Annotated in this window: 16 protein-coding genes; 12 read left to right on the top strand and 4 right to left on the bottom strand. The window is 32.7% G+C overall.

The window, feature by feature from the left end; translation table 11 throughout:
• Nucleotides 1-39: 39 nt before the first annotated feature.
• The 8 genes from C1I91_RS22435 to C1I91_RS22405 all read left to right on the top strand — a co-directional run bounded on the left by C1I91_RS22435 (nt 40) and on the right by C1I91_RS22405 (nt 9,765).
• A complete protein-coding gene (locus tag C1I91_RS22435) occupies nt 40-1,008 on the top strand; it encodes a YkvA family protein (protein ID WP_128214893.1) in 969 nt (322 codons plus the stop codon).
• 100 nt (nt 1,009-1,108) lie between these two features.
• Nucleotides 1,109-2,020: a ribonuclease H1 domain-containing protein gene (locus C1I91_RS22430; RefSeq protein WP_128214892.1), complete on the top strand. Its 912-nt coding sequence runs from the start codon at nt 1,109-1,111 to the stop codon at nt 2,018-2,020.
• A gap of 164 nt (nt 2,021-2,184) precedes the next feature.
• Complete coding sequence (locus tag C1I91_RS28365) at nt 2,185-2,358, top strand: hypothetical protein (protein WP_164880621.1); 174 nt, start codon at nt 2,185-2,187, stop codon at nt 2,356-2,358.
• 437 nt (nt 2,359-2,795) lie between these two features.
• Nucleotides 2,796-4,097 carry a helix-turn-helix domain-containing protein gene (locus C1I91_RS22425; RefSeq protein WP_128214891.1) on the top strand — a complete coding sequence of 434 codons (1,302 nt, stop codon included), beginning with the start codon at nt 2,796-2,798 and terminating at the stop codon, nt 4,095-4,097.
• A gap of 22 nt (nt 4,098-4,119) precedes the next feature.
• Complete coding sequence (locus C1I91_RS22420; RefSeq protein ID WP_128214890.1) at nt 4,120-5,364, top strand: helix-turn-helix domain-containing protein; 1,245 nt, start codon at nt 4,120-4,122, stop codon at nt 5,362-5,364.
• Between the two features lie 298 nt (nt 5,365-5,662).
• The gene (gene nifV, locus C1I91_RS22415) at nt 5,663-6,808 is read left to right on the top strand and encodes a homocitrate synthase (protein ID WP_128214889.1); all 1,146 of its coding nucleotides are present in this window, start codon (nt 5,663-5,665) and stop codon (nt 6,806-6,808) included.
• A 25-nt stretch (nt 6,809-6,833) separates the two neighbouring features.
• Complete coding sequence (locus C1I91_RS22410) at nt 6,834-8,777, top strand: aconitate hydratase (protein WP_128214888.1); 1,944 nt, start codon at nt 6,834-6,836, stop codon at nt 8,775-8,777.
• Entirely contained in the window at nt 8,770-9,765 is a 996-nt protein-coding gene (locus C1I91_RS22405; RefSeq protein WP_128214887.1) for an isocitrate dehydrogenase (NAD(+)), read from the top strand. The genes C1I91_RS22410 and C1I91_RS22405 overlap by 8 nt, the downstream gene beginning before the upstream one ends.
• A gap of 78 nt (nt 9,766-9,843) precedes the next feature.
• Here the strand turns inward: C1I91_RS22405 and C1I91_RS22400 are convergent, their stop codons facing one another.
• Both C1I91_RS22400 and C1I91_RS22395 read right to left on the bottom strand, forming a co-directional pair.
• Nucleotides 9,844-10,077: a hypothetical protein gene (locus tag C1I91_RS22400; RefSeq protein ID WP_128214886.1), complete on the bottom strand. Its 234-nt coding sequence runs from the start codon at nt 10,075-10,077 to the stop codon at nt 9,844-9,846.
• Between the two features lie 22 nt (nt 10,078-10,099).
• Complete coding sequence (locus tag C1I91_RS22395) at nt 10,100-10,792, bottom strand: Crp/Fnr family transcriptional regulator (protein WP_128214885.1); 693 nt, start codon at nt 10,790-10,792, stop codon at nt 10,100-10,102.
• Nucleotides 10,793-11,038: 246 nt separating this feature from the next.
• Between C1I91_RS22395 and C1I91_RS22390 the strand changes: the two genes are divergently transcribed.
• From C1I91_RS22390 to C1I91_RS22375, 4 genes are all read left to right on the top strand, one after another.
• Nucleotides 11,039-11,227 carry an EscE/YscE/SsaE family type III secretion system needle protein co-chaperone gene (locus C1I91_RS22390; RefSeq protein WP_205694246.1) on the top strand — a complete coding sequence of 63 codons (189 nt, stop codon included), beginning with the start codon at nt 11,039-11,041 and terminating at the stop codon, nt 11,225-11,227.
• A gap of 403 nt (nt 11,228-11,630) precedes the next feature.
• Nucleotides 11,631-12,968 carry an IS4 family transposase gene (locus C1I91_RS22385; protein WP_128214883.1) on the top strand — a complete coding sequence of 446 codons (1,338 nt, stop codon included), beginning with the start codon at nt 11,631-11,633 and terminating at the stop codon, nt 12,966-12,968.
• A gap of 485 nt (nt 12,969-13,453) precedes the next feature.
• Nucleotides 13,454-19,948 carry an Ig-like domain-containing protein gene (locus C1I91_RS22380; RefSeq protein WP_128214882.1) on the top strand — a complete coding sequence of 2,165 codons (6,495 nt, stop codon included), beginning with the start codon at nt 13,454-13,456 and terminating at the stop codon, nt 19,946-19,948.
• 26 nt (nt 19,949-19,974) lie between these two features.
• Nucleotides 19,975-20,514, top strand: coding sequence for an SMI1/KNR4 family protein (locus tag C1I91_RS22375; RefSeq protein WP_128214881.1), 540 nt, complete (start codon nt 19,975-19,977; stop codon nt 20,512-20,514).
• A gap of 719 nt (nt 20,515-21,233) precedes the next feature.
• On the opposite strand, the gene C1I91_RS29220 is transcribed toward C1I91_RS22375, so the two are convergent.
• On the bottom strand, nt 21,234-21,824 hold the full coding sequence (locus C1I91_RS29220; RefSeq protein ID WP_238475867.1) for an IS110 family RNA-guided transposase: 591 nt from the start codon (nt 21,822-21,824) through the stop codon (nt 21,234-21,236).
• A 45-nt stretch (nt 21,825-21,869) separates the two neighbouring features.
• Complete coding sequence (locus C1I91_RS29215; protein ID WP_238475866.1) at nt 21,870-22,406, bottom strand: IS110 family transposase; 537 nt, start codon at nt 22,404-22,406, stop codon at nt 21,870-21,872.
• Between the last annotated feature and the right edge of the window lie 394 nt (nt 22,407-22,800).

Here is a 22,800-nt window from a genome sequence, read left to right as displayed (position 1 = left end):
TGAAAGTTAGATTAACATAGGTTAAGAGGGGGAGCGGGAATGCAAATTTCTCAAGTTACAGCTAGAATAAGTGGACAAGATATAATGTCTATAATAAGTGATTTTGTAAAAGTTGAAGGACTAAGTTTTGAGAATATAGAAATAAGGGATACTATAGAGGTAGAGGGAAACTTTAAGAAAATAGTAAATATTAAGTTTAAGGGTAAAGTTGAAATATATGGAGTTAGTGATAATATTATTTCCTTAAACATATCAAACGTTAAGGTTATGAAGTTAGGTATACTTAATTTTGTAAAGAACTTAGCTTTAAAGGTTGCGTTTAAAAGTTTAGGGGATATGGGTATCTCTTTAGAGGATAATATAGTTAAGATAAATGTAAACAGTATCTTGAGATTGGTTCCTTTTCTTAAGTTAAATATTAATAAGCTTAACCTAAAAGACGGTTTTGTTATGGCAGATATTGATTCTGCAAGTATTGATATGAAGAGGATAGGAGAAGAGCCAGAGGATATAAAAGAAGCAATAGCTGAGGATGAAGCTTCTTCACAGACTATAGTTTTATCAGAGATTGAGAAGGTAAAAGATGGTTATACAGAGAAAAGAGATAAAGTAGCTGAGAAGCTTCCTAAAAAGCTTGAGAAATACTCTGAATACATATTCATACTACCAGATATAGTTGCATTGATATATAGGTTATTAAAAGATAAGAGAGTGCCTAAGAAGACTAAAATAAGTCTTGTAGCTTCTATGGCGTATGTTACTTTACCTTTTGATTTTATCCCAGATAAACTGCCTTTTATTGGGTCAGTAGATGATCTTGGTGTTGTTTTCTTTGCATTAAATAGAGTGGTTGAGGATGTGCCTTTAGAGGTTATATTAGAAAACTGGCAGGGAAAAAATGAATTTATAGAGATATTAAAAAGCGCAGTTGAGTATTTAAGTAAATATACTGCGGCTAAGAATATAGATAAGGTTTATAATGTAATAAATCAGCTTGTAGAGATTTAAGAAAGTCACATAAGGGTGTACCATTTCAAGTTGGTAATATAAATTTCAACTCAGTTTTAATACGAATCGGTACATCTATAAAAATATAGCGAGGTTATATATGGGAAAGAAAGTATACGCAATAAAAGAAGGCTTTGACTTTTCTAAGAATGAAAAGGTAGAAAATATAATAGTAAACACTTGGGATCAGTGCTTGAAGCTTGTTAAGGGCGTAAAAGGAGCAAAATACAAGAGTTTTGAAAGCTTAGAGGAAGCTAGGAAGTTCTTAGATGAACAAGGAAATATATTGAAAAAGGGTGAGCATGAATACCCAATGGATTGTTTGCATGCCTATGTTGATGGAAGTTATAACATAAGTACTGAGGAATATGCCTACGGGGTAGTGGCGGTTCGTGACAATGTGGTGGAATATATTGATAGTGGTGTTGGAAAGAGTAGTTCCGAAAAGAACATAAGGCAAATTGCTGGAGAGCTTGAGGCAGCTGTAAAAGCTGCAGAGTATGCTCTTAGTATTGGAGAGAAAAAGATGGTTCTTTTCCATGATTATGCTGGAATATGCTATCATGCTACTGGGTTTTGGGAAAGAAAAGATGACTCATCTAAGCAGTATCATGCCAGGATGAATGAGATTATGAGTAAGGGTCTTGAAGTAATATTTGTAAAGGTTGATAGTCATACCGGTGATTTCTTTAATGAGCTTGTAGATGAAAAATGTAAAGAAAAACTAGGCATAGCTTCTGAGAAGGTTGTATCTAGATGGCTAAGCAGCAATACATTAAAGGTATCAAATGAAACGATAAAAAGGGAAATCGAGAGATTATCTCCTAAGCACTCAGAGAATATTATTGTAGATGGTGAGGATAATACTAAGGTTTCTATGGATAGTAATAAATCTAAGATTCAAGTGCCTGCATCAATTATAGATATAATAGAGGCTCTTCCAGAAGGAAAACAAGAAGAGATTATAAGTTATGCTAAAAAAGTTTATTTAGATCACTTCAATAAGGCTTAAGTTAGAGGAAGCACTCAGAAAAAGCCACTCAACAATATATAATAGAGAAGTTTCTATGTTTTTTGTGGAAAAGTAGGAGTTTCATAGGAATATATTGGAGCAAATAATTTGTTGAAAAATGCATAATCTATAAATGAAAATTTAATAAAAAGAGGTGCTGGATTATGGGAAAATTTATGAGTGGTGTAACTACTGGAGCAATAGTCGGAGCAGCATTTGGCATGATGATCTTGCCTCAGCTAGATAGAAAAACTCAAAAATCTTTAAAGAGAGCAGGAAGAATGGTTATGAGTCTTGCTGAAGATAGAGCTGATGGAATGATGAACATATTTAAGTAAAAATACTCGAGGATTTTCCTCGAGTATTTTTTTGCTTTAGTAATCAAACACTAAGACTAGATATCTAATAAAGTATAATTTAAAAGCTTGTCTCTTTCATAGAAAATTGTATTTCAGATAAAGTTGTGGCTAAATGTCACTGGGTAGACTAAATGAATATATAGGACAAGAAATGAAAATATGTATTATACTTCATATTTTACCCATATGTAGCTGGAAAAAAGGAGGCAAAAAAGTGAAGTATTTCCAGTAATTAATCCAAAAATAAAATTAAAAGTATAAAATCTTACAAAAACTTTGTATAAAATAGGGAATTTTATAAAAAATAAAAGAAATTTGTTAGTTTAACAGTTCTAATAGTATATATTTATGTTATAATAAATTATAATTTTAATTTATAAAAAAATTACATAATTAAGGAAAAAGGAAGAGTGCGTATGGAGATTCTTTCATTAGGAGAAAAGATAAAAAGAAGAAGAAAAGAATTAGATATGACATTAAAGGATTTAGCTGGTGACAGAATCACACCTGGGCAGATAAGTCTTGTAGAGTCTGGAAGATCAAATCCATCCATGGATTTACTTGAATATTTAGCTGCAACATTAAAAACTTCTGTAGAGTATTTAATGGAATCAGAAGAAACTCAAGCGGAAAACATATGTACGTATTTTGAACAAGTGGCAGAATCTTATATATTAGATAATGATACAATAACCGCAGAGAAGTATATAGAAAATTCACTTTACTATGCGGAAAAATACAACTTAGAATATAGAAAAGCTAGGAACCTATATTTAAGGGCTAAGATCTATATGGCTAAGGGTGAGAATGTGTCTGCACAACAGTTTTTCCTTTCAGCTAATGTTATTTTTATAAAAAACAACAACTACGAGGAAATGGTAAAAACCTTTCTATATTTAGGAAAGATAACACTTGAGTTAAAAGCGTATCATTCAGCTACATCATATCTGAAACAAGCGGAAAAGCTATATATAGATCGTAATATTGGTGATGACTTCTTACTAGGAGAGATATATTTTACAATCTCAAAGACATACTTTAAGTTAGAAGATGCCAAGAATTCAATGAATTATGCATTTTTAGCTAAGCAAAAGTTTGAACAAATATATGACCAGAAAAAATATGCAAAAACTTTGTTGTTAATATCAGAGGAATATAATAGTAAGGGTGACTTAACTAATGCTATAAAGTATTCTAAGAAAACTTTAGAAGTGTATAAAGGACTAGAAGATCTAGAGAATATATCTTATATTGAAAATAATTTAGGAAGATTATTCTATCAATTTGAAAACTTAGAAGAGTCTTTCAAGCATTATGAGATAGCTAAGGAACTTAGAGAGAAAAATAAGGACAGCAAATTACCTGAAACACTTATTAATATCTGTGAGAATTATATTAAGCTAAAAGACATTTCCAAGTGTACAGCGGTTATGAAAGAGATTGAAGAACGTATAGATCCAAGTAATTACTCAGATATTATAGAGTTTATGCTTATCAAGTTTAGAGTTCTAGTAATAAAAGAAAGCTATTTGGAGGCAGAAGCTGTGTTGTTAGATGCTTTTAAAGTTTCAAAGGATAGCGAAAACTTTAAAAAAGCTGGAGAAATTGCCGTTATGGTAGGAAAGTTCTATTTAGATCAAAGAAACGATAGCGAAGCAGCAAAATTCCTAGATGAAGGTGTAGGAATTTTTAAAAAAATTGGCGTTATTAGAAATTAGTTTTTTTTGATAGGTGAGGGGAATGGAGATTTTATCAACCGGAGAAAAGATAAAAAGAGCTAGAATATATAAGGGAATAACATTAAAAGAGTTGTGCGATGAGAATATATCTATTTCTAAGATGAGCTGTATTGAGAATGGTAAAGTAAAAGCAGAGCCTTGGATCATAGAGATTGTTGCGCAAAAGCTAGATTTAGATGTAAGTTACTTAAATGAGGATGTTAAAGATCAACTTGAAAATAATCTTGAAGCTTTTAAGAAGAGAATCAAGGATTATGACTATGAGGAAGATTTAAGGTTGAGTATAAGTTACGCTATACATTATGGTTATAATGATTTAGCTTTTGAATTTATGCATCTTCTGTTTACTTATTATTTGGACGAGCTTAAGTATAGTGATATACAAGGTATGATGAATGAATACTATGATATATCTCAAAAGCTAGGAGACAAAACCGTTACATTTTATAGAGATATGGCTAAATATTTCTTCAATAACAAAGAATTTAATGAGGCTTTAGCTTATTACAGCAAGCTAAGAATAAGCTCTGATGATATCAGTCAGGAATATATTGCAGATATCATATATTCTGAGGCTCGCTGTTACTTAAAGTTAAAGCAGGATGATTTAGCCTATGACTTGCTAAAAAAATATATTAATAGTTTTGAAAAAATAGAAGATGTCATCATAAGGGGCAAGGTATTAAGCTTATATGCAGGACTATTAATAAGATTTGGTGAAATTGATGGTGGGGATTCTAGGGATAAGGCCTTGACTTATCTTAAGGAAGATCAAAGGGAATTAGCAAAAGCAAAGTTATTTTATGGAGAGTGTTATTTTAAGAACAGCGAAAGAGAAAAGGGGATAAAAGAAGTAAAGGAAGCAATGGATATGTTTCCGAGAGACAGAAATGACTATTTTTGTGAGTTACTAAATAAGGCTGTTGCCATATACATAGAAAATGGAGAGTTAGAAATTGCAGATGAAATAGCTTCAGAGGCACTTAACATAGCAATAGGCTGCGACAATGTGAGACTTATTGAGAGATCATATTATTTAAAAGCTTATGTATTCCAGAAAAAAGGACTTTATGAGCAATCAGAAATGTACATGAATCTCTCTATAGATTCATTGGTTAAGTTCGGAAACCATTCTCAAAGATATACCAGATACATTGAGATGGCAAATATGTACCATGAAATTGGTGAAGTGAGAGAAGCAATTAAATATTTTACGCTTGCAATGAATATAGAAAAGAGGCTTTAACTTTAGGGTTAGAGCTTCTTTTTTTATTATATTTGTAAGATAGATAAAGTTGTGCGTAAATATGCTTTTGATGCTTAAATGCAAGTATAGTATAAAGAATAAAAAAGAAAATAGCTAAATTTTCTTAATTTATCATAATTGGTATAGTATTCTTAAAAAAAGTATGATAGAATGATTTATAATAAAAAGTGTATATAACTATACGTAATAAATTATAAGTTAAAATTACAAAAGATGACAAAATATGTATTGATTAATGTGATAGTTTGTCGTGCAATAATTAAAGGGGGTTACTCAAATGGCTGTTTTTGAAAAAGGAACAGGTAAAAAAATTTATGTAGTGGATACAACATTAAGAGATGGTGAACAAACAGCAGGTGTTGTATTTGCAAATCATGAAAAAGTGTCCATAGCTGAAATGTTAAGCGATCTTGGGGTGGATCAGCTTGAGGTTGGTATTCCAACTATGGGAGGAGACGAAAAAGAAGCTATAAAGGCAATTGCAAAGAAAAACTTAAAATCAAGTATAATGGCTTGGAATAGAGCTGTTATAAGTGATATTGAGCAATCAATTGACTGTGGGGTGGATGCAATAGCCATATCTATCTCTGTTTCTGACATACACATACAGCATAAACTTCAGACTTCAAGAGAATGGGTGCTTGAAAATATGATTAGAGCAGTAGAGTTCGGAAAGAAAAATGGACTCTATGTTTCTGTAAGTGGTGAGGATTCATCAAGAGCTGATAGAGATTTCCTTGTTCAGTTCATAAACGAAGCAAAGAAAGCTGGAGCTAATAGGTTTAGATACTGTGATACTGTGGGTATAATGCATCCAGCAAAGATACTAGAAGATATAAGTTTTTTAAGTAACAATACAAACTTTGATATAGAAATGCATACACATAATGATTTTGGTATGGCTACTGCCAATGCCTTAGCTGGACTTGCTGGTGGAGCAACTCATTTAGGAGTTACAGTAAATGGGCTAGGTGAAAGAGCTGGTAATGCTGCACTAGAGGAAGTGTTGATGGCTTTAAAACATGTATATGGATATGATGTAACTGTGGATACAAAAATGTTCAAGGAAGTATCCGAATATGTTGCTAAGGCCTCAGGAAGAGAAATTCCTGCTTGGAAGGCTATTGTTGGTTCTAACATGTTTGCACATGAATCAGGTATACATGCTGATGGTGCTATAAAAAATCCTTTAAATTATGAAGTGTTCCAACCTTCTGATGTAGGACTAGAAAGACAAATAGTTATAGGCAAGCATTCAGGAAAGGCAGCAATAGTTAATAAATTTAAGGAATATGATATAGTGCTTTCTCCAAAAGAAGCTGATGAGCTACTTGCTATGGTTAGAGAGCTATCAGTGAAGCTTAAGAGAAGTCTTTTTGATAAGGAACTTGTACAACTATACAAGGACTTTTCAGATAAGTAATACTTAAAACAAGGGGGAGCCTACTATGGGATTAAATTTAGTATATAAGATTTTAGAAAAACATTTAGTTGAAGGAGAACTTGTACAAGGGGAACCTATAGGGATAAAAATAGATCAAACTCTTACGCAGGATTCTACTGGAACAATGACGTATCTTCAATTAGAAGCAATGGGAATAGATAGAGTAAAGACAAAAAGATCTGTAGCCTTTGTTGATCACAATATGCTTCAACAAGGTTTTGAAAATGCAGATGATCATAGATATATACAAACAGTAGCAGCCAAATATGGAGTTTTATTTTCAAAGCCTGGCAATGGTATATGTCATCAGGTGTTCTTAGAAAGATTCTCAACTCCTGGAGATACCTTGATTGGATCTGATAGTCATACTCCAACTGCTGGCGGAGTTGGAATGATTGCTATAGGAGCAGGTGGACTTGATGTAGCTGTTGCTATGGGAGGCGGAGCTTATTTTATAAATGCTCCAAAAGTATGTAAGATTAATCTTACTGGAAAGCTTTCTCCAATGGTTTCTGCAAAGGATGTAATACTAGAAGTTCTTAGAAGGCTTACTGTAAAAGGCGGAGTTGGAAGAGTATTTGAATATGGTGGAGAAGGTGTCAAGTCTCTATCTGTTCCACAAAGAGCTACAATTACTAATATGGGAGCAGAGCTTGGTGCAACAACTTCCATATTCCCAAGCGATGAAAGAACCTTAGAGTATTTCAAAGCTCAAGGAAGAGAAGAAGATTGGAAAGAACTTCTACCAGATGAAGATGCTTTATATGATGAAGAAATAACTATAGAGCTAGAAAAGCTAGAACCTCTAGCTGCAAAACCACATAGCCCTGACAATGTTGAGGAAATAAGAACAATCGGCAAGATTAAAGTAGATCAAGTAGCAATTGGAAGCTGTACTAATTCTTCCTATGAAGATCTTATGAAGGTGGCTAAGATACTTAAAGGTAATAAGGTTCATTCAGATGTATCCTTAGTTATAGCTCCTGGTTCAAGACAAGTTATGGAGATGATTTCTCGTAATGGAGCTCTTGGAGATATAATCAGTGCTGGAGCAAGAATACTAGAAAATTCTTGTGGCCCATGTATAGGAATGGGGCAAGCGCCTGGAACAGAAGGGGTTTCTCTTAGAACCTTCAATAGAAATTTCTATGGAAGAAGTGGAACTTTAACTGCTAAGGTTTATCTAGTAAGTCCTGAGACTGCAGCTGTCAGTGCAATAACTGGAGTATTAACAGATCCAAAGGAATTTGAAGCTGATTTAACTGTAGAGCTTCCTGAAAGATTTATCTTAGATGATTCTATGATACTAAAACCATCTGAAGCTTCTTCTGAGGTTGAGGTTGTAAGAGGACCAAACATAAAGCCATTTCCAAACGGTGTACCATTAACAAATGCTCTAGAAGGGAAGACTTTATTAAAGGTAACAGACAATATAACTACAGATCACATAATGCCATCAAACTCAAAGCTTTTACCATATAGGTCAAATGTACCTTATCTTTCAGATTTCTGCTTTAATACAGTAGATACAGAATTTCCAGCAAGAGCTAAGGAATATAAGGGCGGATTTATAGTTGGAGGAAACAACTATGGTCAAGGTTCAAGCAGAGAGCATGCTGCTTTAGCACCATTATATTTAGGCGTTAAGGCGGTAATTGTGAAGAGTTTTGCAAGAATTCATAAGGCTAATTTAATAAATAGCGGAATACTACCTTTAACCTTTAAAGATGAAGCTGATTATGACACTGTTGAACTCTTAGATGATTTAACAATAAACAATATTGAAAAAGATATCTGTAATGGAGAGCTTACAGTTGAAAATATAACTAAGGGAACTAACTTTAAGGTAATAGCTGACTTATCCCAAAGAGAGATCGAGATACTTTTAGCTGGTGGAAAGCTTAATTACACTAAAGATTTAATGAAAGAAGGTAGCGTCAATGCATAAAATAACCTTAATACCTGGAGATGGAATAGGACCTGAAGTAAGTAATGCTATGAAGATGGTGTTAAGAGCATCAGGAGTTGATATAGAATGGGAAGAGGTTGAAGCAGGAGAAGCTCAGATAGAAAAGTATGGTACACCTCTTCCAGAACATGTAATAGAAGCTATAAAGAGAAATAAGATTGCTATAAAAGGGCCAATAACCACTCCAGTTGGAAAGGGATTTAAAAGCGTAAATGTTACTCTAAGGCAAAATCTTGATCTTTATATAAATCTTAGACCGGTTAAGAGCTTTAAGGGAATAGAATCAAGATACTCTGATGTGGATCTAGTAATAGTGAGAGAAAATACGGAAGATCTTTACGCTGGCATTGAACATAAAATTGGGGACTATGCTGCTGAAAGCATAAAGCTTATAACAAAACCAGCCTGTAAGAGAATTGTTGAATTTGCTTTTGAATATGCAAAAAACAACCAAAGATCAACGGTTACTGCTGTTCACAAAGCTAATATAATGAAGCTTTCAGATGGCTTATTCTTGAATACTGCAAGAGAATTAGCGGAAGAAAACAAAGAAGTTAAGTTTAACGATTTAATTGTAGATGCTGCAGCTATGAATCTAGTTATAAATCCTCAAAAATATGATGTTATGGTAATGCCAAACTTATATGGAGATATATTATCGGATTTATGTGCTGGTCTTGTTGGAGGTCTTGGAATAATCCCTGGGGCTAACATAGGAAAAGATTATGCTGTTTTCGAAGCGGTGCATGGAAGTGCTCCTGACATAGCAGGTCAAAATAAAGCAAACCCTACTGCATTAATCCAATCTGCTATAATGATGCTTAAGCATATCGGTGAATATGATCATGCAACAAAGATTGAAAATGCTCTTTCAAAGGTGTTTGTAGAGGGAAAGGTACTTACTACAGATTTAGGCGGCACAGCTACAACCACTGAATTTGCAGAAGAGATTTGTAAGAATTTATAGTTTTTTACAAATCAGTTATGTTTGGAATAATATTTTGAGTTACAAAAAAATCGCTAAAAGACTTTAGCGATTTTTTTGTTAATGATTAGTGTTAGATGAAAATTGATTCATAACCGTTTGAACTTCTGCTATTTTTTCAGGTTTTAGTATAGCAAGCATCTTAGGAATAAACTCCATAATATCTTGTTGTGTGAAAGTATCTTCATCTTGCTTTCTGAAGTTTTCAAGAAGCATTACTTTTGCTTCTTCTAATTTATCTTCTTGAACTCTTTCTAAAATAAAATTTAAAAATTTCTCTTGACCATTATTCATAAGTTAATCTCCTTAAAGTTTTTTATTCTATATCTTTAAAATATCGTGAAAGTCTATCTCTGTTTGGGATAATAATCTTTTTACTTTCAAATAACATCAAATCTAGTTCTGTAAGCTTTTTTAAGGCTCGAGAAACAGTTTCTCTTTGACTTCCAAACATATCTGCAAGGTAAGTTACAGATACATTAAGATCTATTAAAGTTCCTAAAGGATGAGGAATACCGTAGTCCTTGGATAGTTTCCAAAGTTTTGCGGCGATCTTTTTCTCTATTTTTATAGGCGTTGTGTTTTTCATTTGCCTATAAAGTCTTCTTACTTTTATTGCTAAGGAATTGAGAACATTTCTAGTAAGGTCAAAGTCTTCCCTCATAAGTTCAATAAAAGCCTTTTTATCATATACAAGAAGATTACCATCTTCAAAGGTTTCGCAGTAGATTGAAGCTGGAAGATCGTCTAAGATTACTTCATTTAGTATTTTTCCTTCTCCAAGTATAAATATTATTTTCTTTTGAGCGTTTTCGCTTAATTTATATAAAGAGAATTTCCCACTGAGGACAATAAATATATTGTTTACAGTATCCTTATCTAAAAACACCTGAGAGTTTTTTTTATATTCCTTTATGGTTCCAAGATCACAGAGTTTCTCTAAAGTTTCATTATTAAGTCCTAGAAATATCTCTAAATCTTTTATGTTTTCAATACTGAGCTTTGTCATATAAACCTCTTCTTAAAAAATGTATAAAACTATTTTATCAAACTTTAGGTTAAAGATATACCACTCCTAAGCATATAAGTTCTAAAAATCTTATGCATAGGAAAGAGTAGTAGAGTCAGTTATTCAAAAAAGTTCTCTACTGTGAATTATTTATAGACTATTTACACATAATAATTTCGTTGAAAAGAGGCTTGAGAATATATATTATAGTTCTCTGGTCAAATTATATAAAAGGAGGGATTAGTGATGGCAAACGCAAGACAAAACGTTCAAACTACATTTGATGAGTTAAACCATTGCAAACAACATCTTCAAGATGCTTTAAACACAGTAGAAAAAGATCAAAACAGACAAAAGATTCAAAGATCTTTAGATGCTGTTAATAATGCAATAAACGTAACTCAAGATACAATCTCAACTTATACTGAAAGCTAGTATACCTTTGGTAGATAAGAACCCTTGAAGACTCAAGGGTTCTTTTTTTACTTTTAAGGAAAGTGAATTTATAATGTTAGTTACACTTGGAATTATAAAGAGTTTAGGATAGCTTTTTAGTATAAAAAGTAAAAAAAGAAATCTTATTCGCCTGCCATATTTTCCTCATATACATTCGGAAAGGCAGATGCGCAAAAAAAGCTCGCTGAAGAAGGGCTCTCAATGGCATTAAGTTAAGGAAAGGCTTGCATCACAAATATGTGCTGTGGGTCTTTTTTATTTTTTTAATTATCACTTGACAGCATTTCAAAAATATGTGGCCGCTTTCACTACCAATGGTTTTAAAGGTAGTGAAAGCGGCCCTTGTAATTAGAGAGAAATTTCAATTACGAGGAGAATACATATGAATACTAAGTCACAAGAATTGAGATCCACTTTATTTGAACTTATTCAAGAGCTTCGCGATAATCCTAAAGAGAATATTAGGAATCCCGACAAGGATTTCCTTAGAAATCGAAAACTTCCCTTTGATAAAATAATTTTTTCTTTGCTAGGAATGGAAGGAAATACTTTAAGTAATGAGCTTTTAAATCAATGGGGATACTCTATTGACACAGCTACATCGGCGGCCTTTGTTCAACAAAGGGCAAAGATCTTGACTACGGCATTTGAAAAATTATTTCATAACTTCGTTAACAAAACAACAACTGATTATCTATTTAAAGGCTATCGCCTTTTGGCTGTCGATGGATCTGACATACATATTCCAACAAATAAAAACGATTTGGATTCCTTATATGAATTTAAAGACTCTAGGAAACCGTACAACCTTTTGCATTTAAATGCATTATACGATCTTAATCAACATACCTACGAGGACGTAATTGTGCTGAGAAGAAAGCTTTCCAATGAATGTAAGGCATTAACAGACATGGTAGACAGATCTACTATTAAAACTCCAGCAATTATCCTTGCGGATCGAGGGTATGAATCTTATAACAATATGGCACACATTCAACAAAAAGGATGGAAATTCCTAATAAGAATAAAAGATTTTCATGGTCATGCATCAGGTGTTTTACATGGATTTAAACTTCCATCTGCTGATGAATTTGATGTTGATATTGATTTAAACCTTACTAGAAAACAAACTAATAAAGTGAAAGAATTGCTTAAGGATAAAAATCATTATAGACTAATTGGGAAAAATAAGACATTTGACTATCTCCCAGAGACAAATAGAAAAAGTGATCCTACAGTAATGTACAAACTACCGTTTCGGATTGTACGATTTAAAATTACTGATGATACTTATGAGGTTGTTGTTACAAACCTAGATAGAACGAAATTTTCACCTCAAACACTAAAAGAACTCTATTTCAAGCGTTGGGGAATTGAAACATCATTCCGTGATTTGAAATATACTATTGGATTGCTACATTTTCATTCAAAAAAGGTGGAGTACATACTCCAGGAAATATATGCAAGGCTAATTATGTACAACTTTTCTGAAATAATTACCCAACACGTAATCATAAAGAAAAGGAACAGGAAATACGACTACAAAGTCAACTTTTCTGTTGCAGCGCATATATGCCGACAGTTTTTCCTTGGTAAAGTTACTCCACCTAATATAGAAGCTTTGATTGCTAGGCACATAACACCGATTCGACCTGGTCGTTCGCGACCTAGAAATATGTCTGAAAAAACATCCGTAAGCTTCATGTATAGAGTAGCATAATAATGATTAATTTAATAGTTTTTTTTAGCGGGATATATGCCTGCTTTATTTGCATGCAATTTTTAAAATTATTTTCTTCATTTCGGTTGAACATTTACAGCTAACTCTGAAAAAAGAAGCTATCACTTTATGTAATAGCTTCTTGAATTCTCTTAACTTAATGCCATTGAGAAGGGCTCTTCAGCGACTTTTTTAGTATTCTTTATTTATAAGATAGTACTTTAGGTGAAGTATTATTTAAATATGCATAAATGGATTAAATGTATACACGACATAAAGAATAAAAAAAGAAGAATTATTATCGCTTGTCAGAATTTTTTCACATAGGTTCAGAAAAGGCAATTTGGCCAGTTTTTTAGATTTGTATGAAATTACCATGGGATAATGTGTTGTAAATAAGAATTATTTTTGATACAATGAGTCTGCTATTTTTGGATAAAGGAGGGTAGGGTGTTAAATAATTTAATTTTTGTAAAGGAGATTTTATGAAAAGTTTTAAGGGATTTTTAAAGAATTTTGTAATTATGTTTTTAGTCACGGTTTTCACTGCTATAACTGTGTCTGAAACAGTTTTAGCAGTTGAAAGCAGTGATTTAGTTGGATTGGAAATGGAACTTGCTTCAAAGACTATCTATGTAGGGAATAAGATAGATTTAAAGGCCTATGGCGTTTACAAAGAAAGCACTATAGAGCTAAGAGATGATGTTAAATATGAGTCTAATAATAAAAAGGTTTTTACCATAGAAGATAAAAAAATAGTAGCTGTAAGCACTGGTATGGCTATATTGACAGCTTCTTATAAGGATAAGACTGTCACTAAGTTTGTAGTAGTACAAGATCTAAAAGCTCTAGAAAATAAGTTAGATAAGAATAACTTACAGATTAAATTGAATTGGAAAAGAGAGCCTAACAGTATAGAATTAAAGTGGGACAAGGTAGAAGCCTTAAAGTTCTACACAATTTCAAGAAGAGCTGTTGGTGAAGAGAATTATAAGACTATAGTAGAAAGAGCAGAGGGAAATCTGTTTTTAGATGAAACTATAGACTTAGATAAGGAATATGAGTATCAAGTAGCTCTTATAGATGATAATGGAGCTAAATATCCGTTAAATAACTTTAAGGTTCCTTTATATCATGAAGAAGAAAAGGAAGTCTCTAAGGTAAATAAAGAACAAAAGGCTGAGGTGGCAAAGGAGAAGAACGTAAATATCAATGAGCAAAGTAAAAGTGATGCTACTCCTAATAAAGCCAACACAGTTCAGTTAAGTAATGAGGAGTATGAAAAGCTTTTACAAAAACTGAAGGAGCAGTCAGAGCAGGAATTTAAAGAACATAGCTTTAAGGCTGTTTCTGAGGATCTTTATGGTGTAGAAGATTTGATTGTTATCAATAAGGATAACACAGAGGTTATCAATAGGGAGTTAACCTTAAGTTATTATTATGATAACAATATAAAAATAGATGAGAATAAACTCACTATATATGCTATGGACGATAAAGGCTTACTTACAGAGCAAAAAAATGTGAAGCTTGAAGTAAGTACTAAGAAAATAAGTTTCCTAGTAAAGCAGCCAGGCATATATATGATAAGAGAACGAGCAGAGCAGCAAGAGATAGTAACTTATGTGGATGAGGTTACAGAAAATAAAGCTGATAAAAATGAGGCTTCAACCAATTTAGAAAATGAAGCTAATGTAAGAAATACAAAAAAAGATGAGCAAAAACAAGAGAACACTAATCAGAAGGAAGATAAAAAATCTGATGAAAATACTGTAGGAGCTTCAACGGAAGCTAATAGCGAAAACAAATCAGGAGAAGCGCAAAAGATAGCTGTACCTGATAGTAAAGAAAAGAAAGAAGCAGACAAGGTTAATACTTTTGATACAAGTACTAAAGCAGAGGAAGAAAAGCAGCAATTTAAGGAAGATGTGAAAGATACTTCTGAGAAAAAGGAAGAACCTACCTTAACTAATAAAGAGGAAAATAGCAAGCAGCCTCCTAGCACTGAAATAAAAGCAGTAGAAAAAGTAAATATAACTGAGGAATTTATTGAAAGTACCTTAGACACAGAGCTTAAGATAAACCAAGAGTATATTGAAAAACATAATGGAAAATTAAGTTTTAAATATATTATAGCTAATAATTCAAATACAAAGCCTGAAGCGTTAGGAATATATTCCTTAGAGAATAATGAGTATAAGGAAGTAGGTAAGGAGTTTGTATTAGATAAGGAAAAAGGTTTAATAAATATTACCTTAGATAAGGCTGGCAGCTATTTTGTAAAAGACAAAGCTTCAATTTTACCAAAACAAGATGGCAATAATCAGCCTGAAAAGCCTTTAGAGGATAAAGCTAAGCCTGATATTGCAAATAATAAACCAGAAGAAAAGCCAGAAGTTAAAGAAGAGAATCCATTAACTACGAAGGAAGGTAAGTTCGAAGCAGGCATAGCGGGACTGTTTTCTGAGGCTACTTCTCTAGAAAAAGATAAGCTATCAACTTATCTTAATAAACTGCCAAAGGAGAACGGTATATGGATACCAGAAAAAGATAGGCAGTTTGTACTTAACTTAATTAATTATATTTCAAGCAAGAAATACTACATAAATGAAAAAGGCTATCTAAAGTCAGAGGAAAAGGGAATTATAGATTCATTAAAATCAGATATCTTTTCTAAACTTTTAGATAAGCTGATCAATGGTGATAAAAGGATAATACTTAGCAAGGATAATGGCTTTGTATATTATGATGATAAAACTGACGCTTTATTAAAAAGTAAATTTACGACTGAAGAAAGTTACAAGCTAATCAATGAGACTAGTGAGCTAATTATATTAAACTCTAAGGTATTTGAAGAGCTTGAAAGCGGCAAGTTAAGCAATGAATTAGCCTTAAAGCTTCTAAATCAGCTTGACGAAAGTTCAAGGGAAAGCAATGCCACTATACTCAAGGAAATAAGTGATAAGAAGCCAAAAACTAAACTTAGGGTTGTAAGTAGAGTTGCATTGTATGCAACTATAGGTACACCTAGTACAGTGCAGATGCTTCAAGGAAATGCTGTGTATACAGGGCCAGATACAGTAAACTATGTTAATATAGGAAGTGTAGATACCAATGAGATGGTTACTGGCTTTGGAGCAGAGAGAGGATGGCTGTACATTGAATATAGTACAGCAAATGGGCCTAAAAGAGGTTTTGTTCCCCTTACTAGTGTTAAAGATAAAGAAGATGTATTTTCACGACTAGGAAGTATATCTTATACTGGCTACAGTGATGGATTGACAAGTGATTCAACTATATATTCAGGACCAGGAACTAATTACGTTTCTGTAGGTACAGTATATAATGGAGAAGGTATCACTGTATTTAATAAAACTCAAAACGGATTTGTGTATATTGAATACAGCAGTAGTTCAGGAACTAAGAGAGGTTTTGTGCAAGCGAACCTTCTTATGGGAAGAAAAAGAGGGTTCTTAGGTAGTGCTAAGGTAGATACACCAACATACTCTGGCCCAGGTAATCAAGGCACATATGTATCTATTGGATCTGTGAATAATAGTGAGTTTGTTATTGCTTTAGAGTGGAACGATAATTGGTATCATGTTGAGTATAATACCAAATCAGGAAGAAAAAGAGGGTATACGGATAGAAACAATATAGCAGATAGAGGGAGTCTTTCTGATGCTCTTTATATAAGATCTCAGCAATATAGAGGAATATCAAGTACAGCTCAAACTACTTACACAGGACCATACTCAACCTATGCAACGCTTGGAAGTATTGAAAATCAAGAAAGAGTATCTGTACTAACTCCAGATGAATACGGATATGCATATATAGAATACAGTACTCCAAATGGTTTAAAAAGAGGTTATGTACCATCTAATACAATCTCTAAAGCTGAACCTATAGTTTTACCAACTATATCAGTGCAAGGTGTACAGGCAAATCAGTATGGGACAAGCGGTGAAGGAAGAAGTCTTAATGTATACAGAGTAGGAAATGGAAAAAATGCTTTAGTGGCAGTATTTGCTATTCATGGTTTCGAAGATGCGTGGGCCTCTGATGGTCTAGAATTAGTTAAGATAGCAGCGAATCTTATCTCTAATGTAGCTGGTTACTCAGCAGCCAATGGAGGTTTGGATGTTTGGTCAGTATATATAGTGCCATGCGCTAACCCTGATGGAGTTATAGATGGTATAACCAATAATGGACCTGGAAGAACAACTATAAAAGAAGGAATAGATTTAAATAGAGACTTCCCAGATGGTTTTAGTATATTTACTAATCCAAGAAATAAAACAGGAAATACTAGCTTAATACCATCAGAAGCTAAGGCTTTAGCAAACTTAGTAAATGGTATTAAAGCACAGTCTGATGAAATGGTAGTGCTAGATATTCATGGATGGGAAAATACAACTATAGGAAATAGTGAAATTGGTGGATATTTTGATAAGGAATTCGGATTTGCTCATAAGGGTGGATTAAATGGGCAAGGATATTTTTCTTCTTGGGCACAGTCCATAGGAGCGAAAGCAACCTTAGTAGAATTACCTTGGCCAAGTAACAGTCAAGATATCATTAACAGAGCTTATTCACAAAAAGTAAGCAACGCAGTAATTAATATATTAAAATCTAATATTGGCAAACTACCTTCAGTTATGAATCTTGATTATCCTACTAATGACCTTGTGCTTAAAGGAGACTTTAATGTAGAAGGATGGGCGTTAGTTCAAACAGGAGTAAGTAGAGTAGAAGTATATTTAGATGGAAAATTACAAGGCAATGCTAGTTTAGGAATTTCAAGACCAGACGTAAAAAATGCTTATCCTAAATATGAAAATGCAGATACAAGTGGATTTAGGTATACAATAAATGAGGGAGCTGTCTCACCAGGAAATCATACAATATTAGCTAGAGTAATAGGTAGAGATGGAAGCAGTATTGAAAGCAGCAGAAATATAGTAAAGTTAATTCCAAGAATTAATATTGACTCTTTGACTGAAGGACAGAATATTAGTAGTAGTTTAAAGGTATATGGATGGTCCTTAAACCAAAGTGGAGTAAGCCAAGTTAAGGTATATATAGATGGAAACTTTATAGTTAATGCAACTACTGGCTTGTCAAGACCAGATGTAAAGAAGAGTTTTTCACAGTATGATAATGCTGAGAATAGTGGTTTTCTATATAATTTAGATATAAATACACTAAAGGCAGGAAATCACAATATAAAGATAGAGTCCATAGGAAATGACGGAAATGTGGTAAGCCAAAGTAAAAATGTTACTATAGCAAAAGCGCCAGTAATGATAAATATCGAAAGTGTAAGTACCTATGATAATGATAGTAATAATTTAATGGTTAGAGGGTGGTCACTAAATCCTTCAGGGGTAAAATCAGTTAAAATACTAATAGATGGGAACTTTAAAAACTATGCAGTGACAGAAATAGAAAGTCCAAAGATAAAGGAACAATACCCTAGCTATATAAATGCAGATAAGAGCGGATTTGAGTATGCTATAGAAGTATCAGAATTAGCAAATGGAGATCATACAGTAACGGCAATAGCAACAGGAAATGACGGAAGCTACGCTCAACAGACTATGGGCTTCAATGTAAATGTAAGCAATAGTGGAAGTAAAGTAACTGCTTTAACTTTGATAGGAAGTTTCTTAGGTGGGATAAAAGATGCCGCAGCAGATAATCTACAAGGAATGTTTCAGATTATAACACATCCGATAAAATCTGCAGAAGCAGTTGGATTCTTGTTATATGCAGCAAACAATAAAGACTCAGAAGAGTACAAAATGCTAATGGAAATGGTAAAAAATGAACTTGATGAAATAGCTAATAAGTTCACGAATGGTGATGGCAATGTAAAGGCAAGAATGATAGGAAGAGCAGTTGGAGAGCTCTTTATAGCAGTAGTAGGACCCAAGGGTATAAAACAAGGCTTAGAGCTTCTGAGCAAGGTATCAAAAGGAACAAAGCTTGGATCACTAGTACAAAAAGGAATGACGGCTGCTGAGGCGTTGAATATTACTGAGGGAGCGGCAGAAGCTGTTTCTAAGATAAGAACTGTTTCAAGTGATTTCCTAAACTATGTAAGTGGTAAAGTAGTCAAGTTGAGAGATGGACTTGGATTTAGACCAGCTTTTGCAGGGGGAGGCGATTCTGAAGAACTTCTGACGATACTAAATAATTCAGAAATCAGCAATATGTCAAAGATTGAAAGTATTGCTGGAGCAGCGGGAAGATATTTAAGTATCGATGAAGTAGCATCTGACATTGCTGGAGTAGTTAAAAAAGTAAGGTTTAGAGGAACTGTTTTGGATTTAATGGATGATTCAGGAAAAGTTTTAAGAAGGGTTGTAGTACCAGAAGGATATAGAAGTACTCAGCAATTACTTTATAAAGCTTTTACAGGCGAAATTGATGTAACTAAATGGGGATATACAAATGCAAATAAACTTGAAGAAACTATTAATAATGTAAACAGATATCTTAATAGAACTGATTTAAATAGGGCACCATCTTTAATAAACTCTAAGAATGCAGGAAAGGTTATTGATTTTGGTGGAGGAATTGTAGTTGAGTATGACCCATTAGGCTTTCCGATTTTTAAAGGAAATCAAGTTAAGGTTGATTTACAGATAGTTGATGATGTGGTTGTAAAACAAAAAGGGCTTAGTAATATGGCTAGTGAAGAACATATGAAGGTAGCTACAAGAAAATTTAAAAGTGCTATGCAACAAGAATCAAATAAATCAGGACAAACATTAGAAAGTTACCTTAAAAATAAAGGATTTAATGATGTTCAGATTAGTGATATAATAAACGAAGAATCAAAGATAAGAAATTACACTTGGCATCATCATCCTGAAACAGGTAGAATGCAGCTTGTTGATGAAACGACACATGCCACAGCAAAACATAATGGAGGAGATTCTATTTGGGGGAGTGGTAGTGCTGACGAATAATTTTAAATTAACAAGGAGGATGTAATATGAACGAAAAGTTTAAATGGGATATAAATGTTAAAAACTCTGAAGATATTATTAAAAAGATTGAAAGTAATTTTAATATAAAATTTCCTGAAAAATATATTCAGGCTGTCACACAACATGATGGTGGAATGCTTAAAGTAAGAGATAAAATAGGACTATGGAAAACGGCAATAATTAACATTGAAAATTGGCATGGTAAAAATGCTGTTGTTGCATTGTTAAGTTACGATAATAATAGTAACATTGAAAATACAAAAGTTATAAAATTCTATAATGTATTTAAAGATAGTTTACCAGAACCTAAAATAATAATTCCATTTGCAATTGATGGAGCTGGGAATTTATTTTTCTTTGATTACAGAAAGAATATAAATGAACCTTCAATTGTATTTCTTGACCATGAGACAGCTTATACAGAGGAAGATTTTACAGAAGAAGAGATAGAGCAAAAAACATTAAATGAATTACTAAATGATAATTTATATTATGTATGTGATTCTTTTGATGAACTACTTAATATGATAACACCTTGTGAGTAACTGCATAATTAAATTGTAACAGACTACAAAATATTCGACTAAATGGAATAGGTTGAAATTATATTGATTTTAATCATCTGAGTTGGTGAGATATAATAAAAACTGATAGCATAATATTAATAAAGCAGTGAGTAGGGGCAAAGGGGGAAGAGTGGAAGATAATTTTTAAAAGATATTTTAACTTAATGAGATTAAAAATACTTTAAAAAACTCTACCACCTTATCCCCCTCTTCAACCTAAAGTAAGAAGAAAATACCGTTGTAACTGAAATATCGATACTTCAATAGTGTCGATATTTTTTACTTTAAATTAGGTTAATAATAGATTTTGAAAAAACTAAATAATTCCTAATGTGGAAATAAAAGAGGTGGAATGATAAAATTAGGTTAATAGACTAAGGCAATTAATGTTAAAATGCTAACTACATAACATTAAAAATGGTAAGTGATTAGAAGTAGTTTAAAAATAGTGTGAAACATTGAAAACACTAGGTTGATAGAAAAGACAGACTCTGCCCCAAGACCAGCTATGTGAAGTCAAGTGGAATAATTGAAAAAAATCCATTGCATAATCTTAAAAATGCTAATATTGATCCTAGAAAACTAGCACAATATGCATTTGAATCTTGAATAAGTAAAATAAATTTAATACACGATAAATAAGCCATTAAAGAAACAGATTTTTTAATAGCTTTATCAAAGAAGTATTTAGATAAGGATTATGATAAAGGTTCATAGTCCTTATTGTCTCTCATAATAGCAAAAACAATATGTGTAAGTTTATGAGCTACCGCTCCCACGGCAGTGAGATGGTGTTTTCCTTCACTACGTTTTTTATTATAATAATCATTAAGGGAACTTTCGTGTAATGTACAAGTAGAAGCAGCAAGAAATAAGGCTCTTCTGAGGTAAGGAGAACCACGCTTAGACATTCTATTATTGTTAGATGAAAATTGGCCAGATTGCTTTACCGTAGGATCAATTCCGGCATAAGCTACTAGGCTAGATGAATTACTGAAACGCTTAATATCGCTTATTTCACTTAGTATAATAGCTGCAGTTACAGCTCCAATACCAGGAATTGAGGTTAAATGACAGTCAAACTGATTATAATAAAATTCAATTTCCTTGTCTAAACTTTTGATTTGGGATTCTATAAATAATACTTGATCAATAAGTTGTTTAAGTTGGAATTTGAATGCACTTTGAGCTACCTTGATACCAAAAGTGTTTTGAGCTGCTACTTTTATTTTTTCGGCCTTGGCATAGCCAAGTTGGCCACGACTACTTTCACTTAAAAAGCTAGCCAATTCACTTGTATCAATTTCTAGTATTTCTTCAGGAGTTTGATATTTTTATAGTAGTTTTTTAGAACTTATCCCCCATGTGTCAGAAAACAGTTTCTCATATTCAGGGAAAACTTGATCTAGGACCGTAATTATTCTACATTTAAGTTCAGATACGCTATCTACTAAAGATAACCTATATCTGCAAAGCTGTCTTAAGGAAAGTAACTTATCATCAGCTAGCTTAGTTGTTGTAAATCTCCCAAACCGTATAACCTCAGAAATAATAAATGAATCTTTAGTATCATTTTTTGTTTGACGAATATATAGATTTCTAAAACTGTCTGATTGTATGGGATTTATAACATGAATCGTATAACCTTTATCTAATAAAAATGAATATAAAGAGAGCCAATAGTGACCGGTAGCTTCTAAGCCGAAGGTAACGTCGGATTGGCCAATATTCTTAATTATGTAGTCAATTAATTTATTCGCTCCGATATGAGAATTTGAAAACTTAAGAGATTTGCCGATGATGGTACCAGTTTCATCGATTATAGTAGCTTCATGATTAGCTTTTCCAATGTCTATGCCAACAATATACATAAAAACATCTCCTTGTAATTTAGATAGAATCCTCAATTCAATGCAAGTTGCATCCTGGTTAGATATACGAAGAATTATAATAATATAATCAACATCCAGCTTATACGCAATATCTCGCAGAGATGAGGTAACAGTCTTAGTCACGAGGTCAAGGCCTCAAGGGGGCGTACGTAAACCTCTATCTATACGAGATTATTGTCTCAAAATTAGAGTTATTAAACAATAGACATAGATATCTTATTGATATTGTAAAAAGAAATACAACTAAAGATTTTGGGGAGATCCATTGATTAATCTTTACAAGCTTATCATACCAGGGGGTAGCTGAAGCTGTTATTAAACTCAGAACTGTTTCAAATGATTTTCTAAACTATGTAAAAGATAGTATAATAGA

Origin of the sequence: Clostridium manihotivorum (assembly GCF_004015185.1) — a bacterium.
GTDB classification, from domain to species: Bacteria; Bacillota; Clostridia; order Clostridiales; family Clostridiaceae; genus Clostridium_AR; species Clostridium_AR manihotivorum.
Note: the sequence above shows the minus strand (reverse complement) of the source record. Positions and strands in the feature narration are given on the sequence as shown.

Bases quoted from the DNA above. Each gene is read 5' to 3' on its own strand.
- C1I91_RS22435 (WP_128214893.1), top strand. From the start codon at position 40: ATGCAAATTTCTCAAGTTACAGCTAGAATAAGTGGACAAGATATAATG.
- C1I91_RS22430 (WP_128214892.1), top strand. From the start codon at position 1,109: ATGGGAAAGAAAGTATACGCAATAAAAGAAGGCTTTGACTTTTCTAAG.
- C1I91_RS28365 (WP_164880621.1), top strand. From the start codon at position 2,185: ATGGGAAAATTTATGAGTGGTGTAACTACTGGAGCAATAGTCGGAGCA.
- C1I91_RS22425 (WP_128214891.1), top strand. From the start codon at position 2,796: ATGGAGATTCTTTCATTAGGAGAAAAGATAAAAAGAAGAAGAAAAGAA.
- C1I91_RS22420 (WP_128214890.1), top strand. From the start codon at position 4,120: ATGGAGATTTTATCAACCGGAGAAAAGATAAAAAGAGCTAGAATATAT.
- nifV (WP_128214889.1), top strand. From the start codon at position 5,663: ATGGCTGTTTTTGAAAAAGGAACAGGTAAAAAAATTTATGTAGTGGAT.
- C1I91_RS22410 (WP_128214888.1), top strand. From the start codon at position 6,834: ATGGGATTAAATTTAGTATATAAGATTTTAGAAAAACATTTAGTTGAA.
- C1I91_RS22405 (WP_128214887.1), top strand. From the start codon at position 8,770: ATGCATAAAATAACCTTAATACCTGGAGATGGAATAGGACCTGAAGTA.
- C1I91_RS22400 (WP_128214886.1), bottom strand. From the start codon at position 10,077: ATGAATAATGGTCAAGAGAAATTTTTAAATTTTATTTTAGAAAGAGTT.
- C1I91_RS22395 (WP_128214885.1), bottom strand. From the start codon at position 10,792: ATGACAAAGCTCAGTATTGAAAACATAAAAGATTTAGAGATATTTCTA.
- C1I91_RS22390 (WP_205694246.1), top strand. From the start codon at position 11,039: ATGGCAAACGCAAGACAAAACGTTCAAACTACATTTGATGAGTTAAAC.
- C1I91_RS22385 (WP_128214883.1), top strand. From the start codon at position 11,631: ATGAATACTAAGTCACAAGAATTGAGATCCACTTTATTTGAACTTATT.
- C1I91_RS22380 (WP_128214882.1), top strand. From the start codon at position 13,454: ATGAAAAGTTTTAAGGGATTTTTAAAGAATTTTGTAATTATGTTTTTA.
- C1I91_RS22375 (WP_128214881.1), top strand. From the start codon at position 19,975: ATGAACGAAAAGTTTAAATGGGATATAAATGTTAAAAACTCTGAAGAT.
- C1I91_RS29215 (WP_238475866.1), bottom strand. From the start codon at position 22,406: ATGTATATTGTTGGCATAGACATTGGAAAAGCTAATCATGAAGCTACT.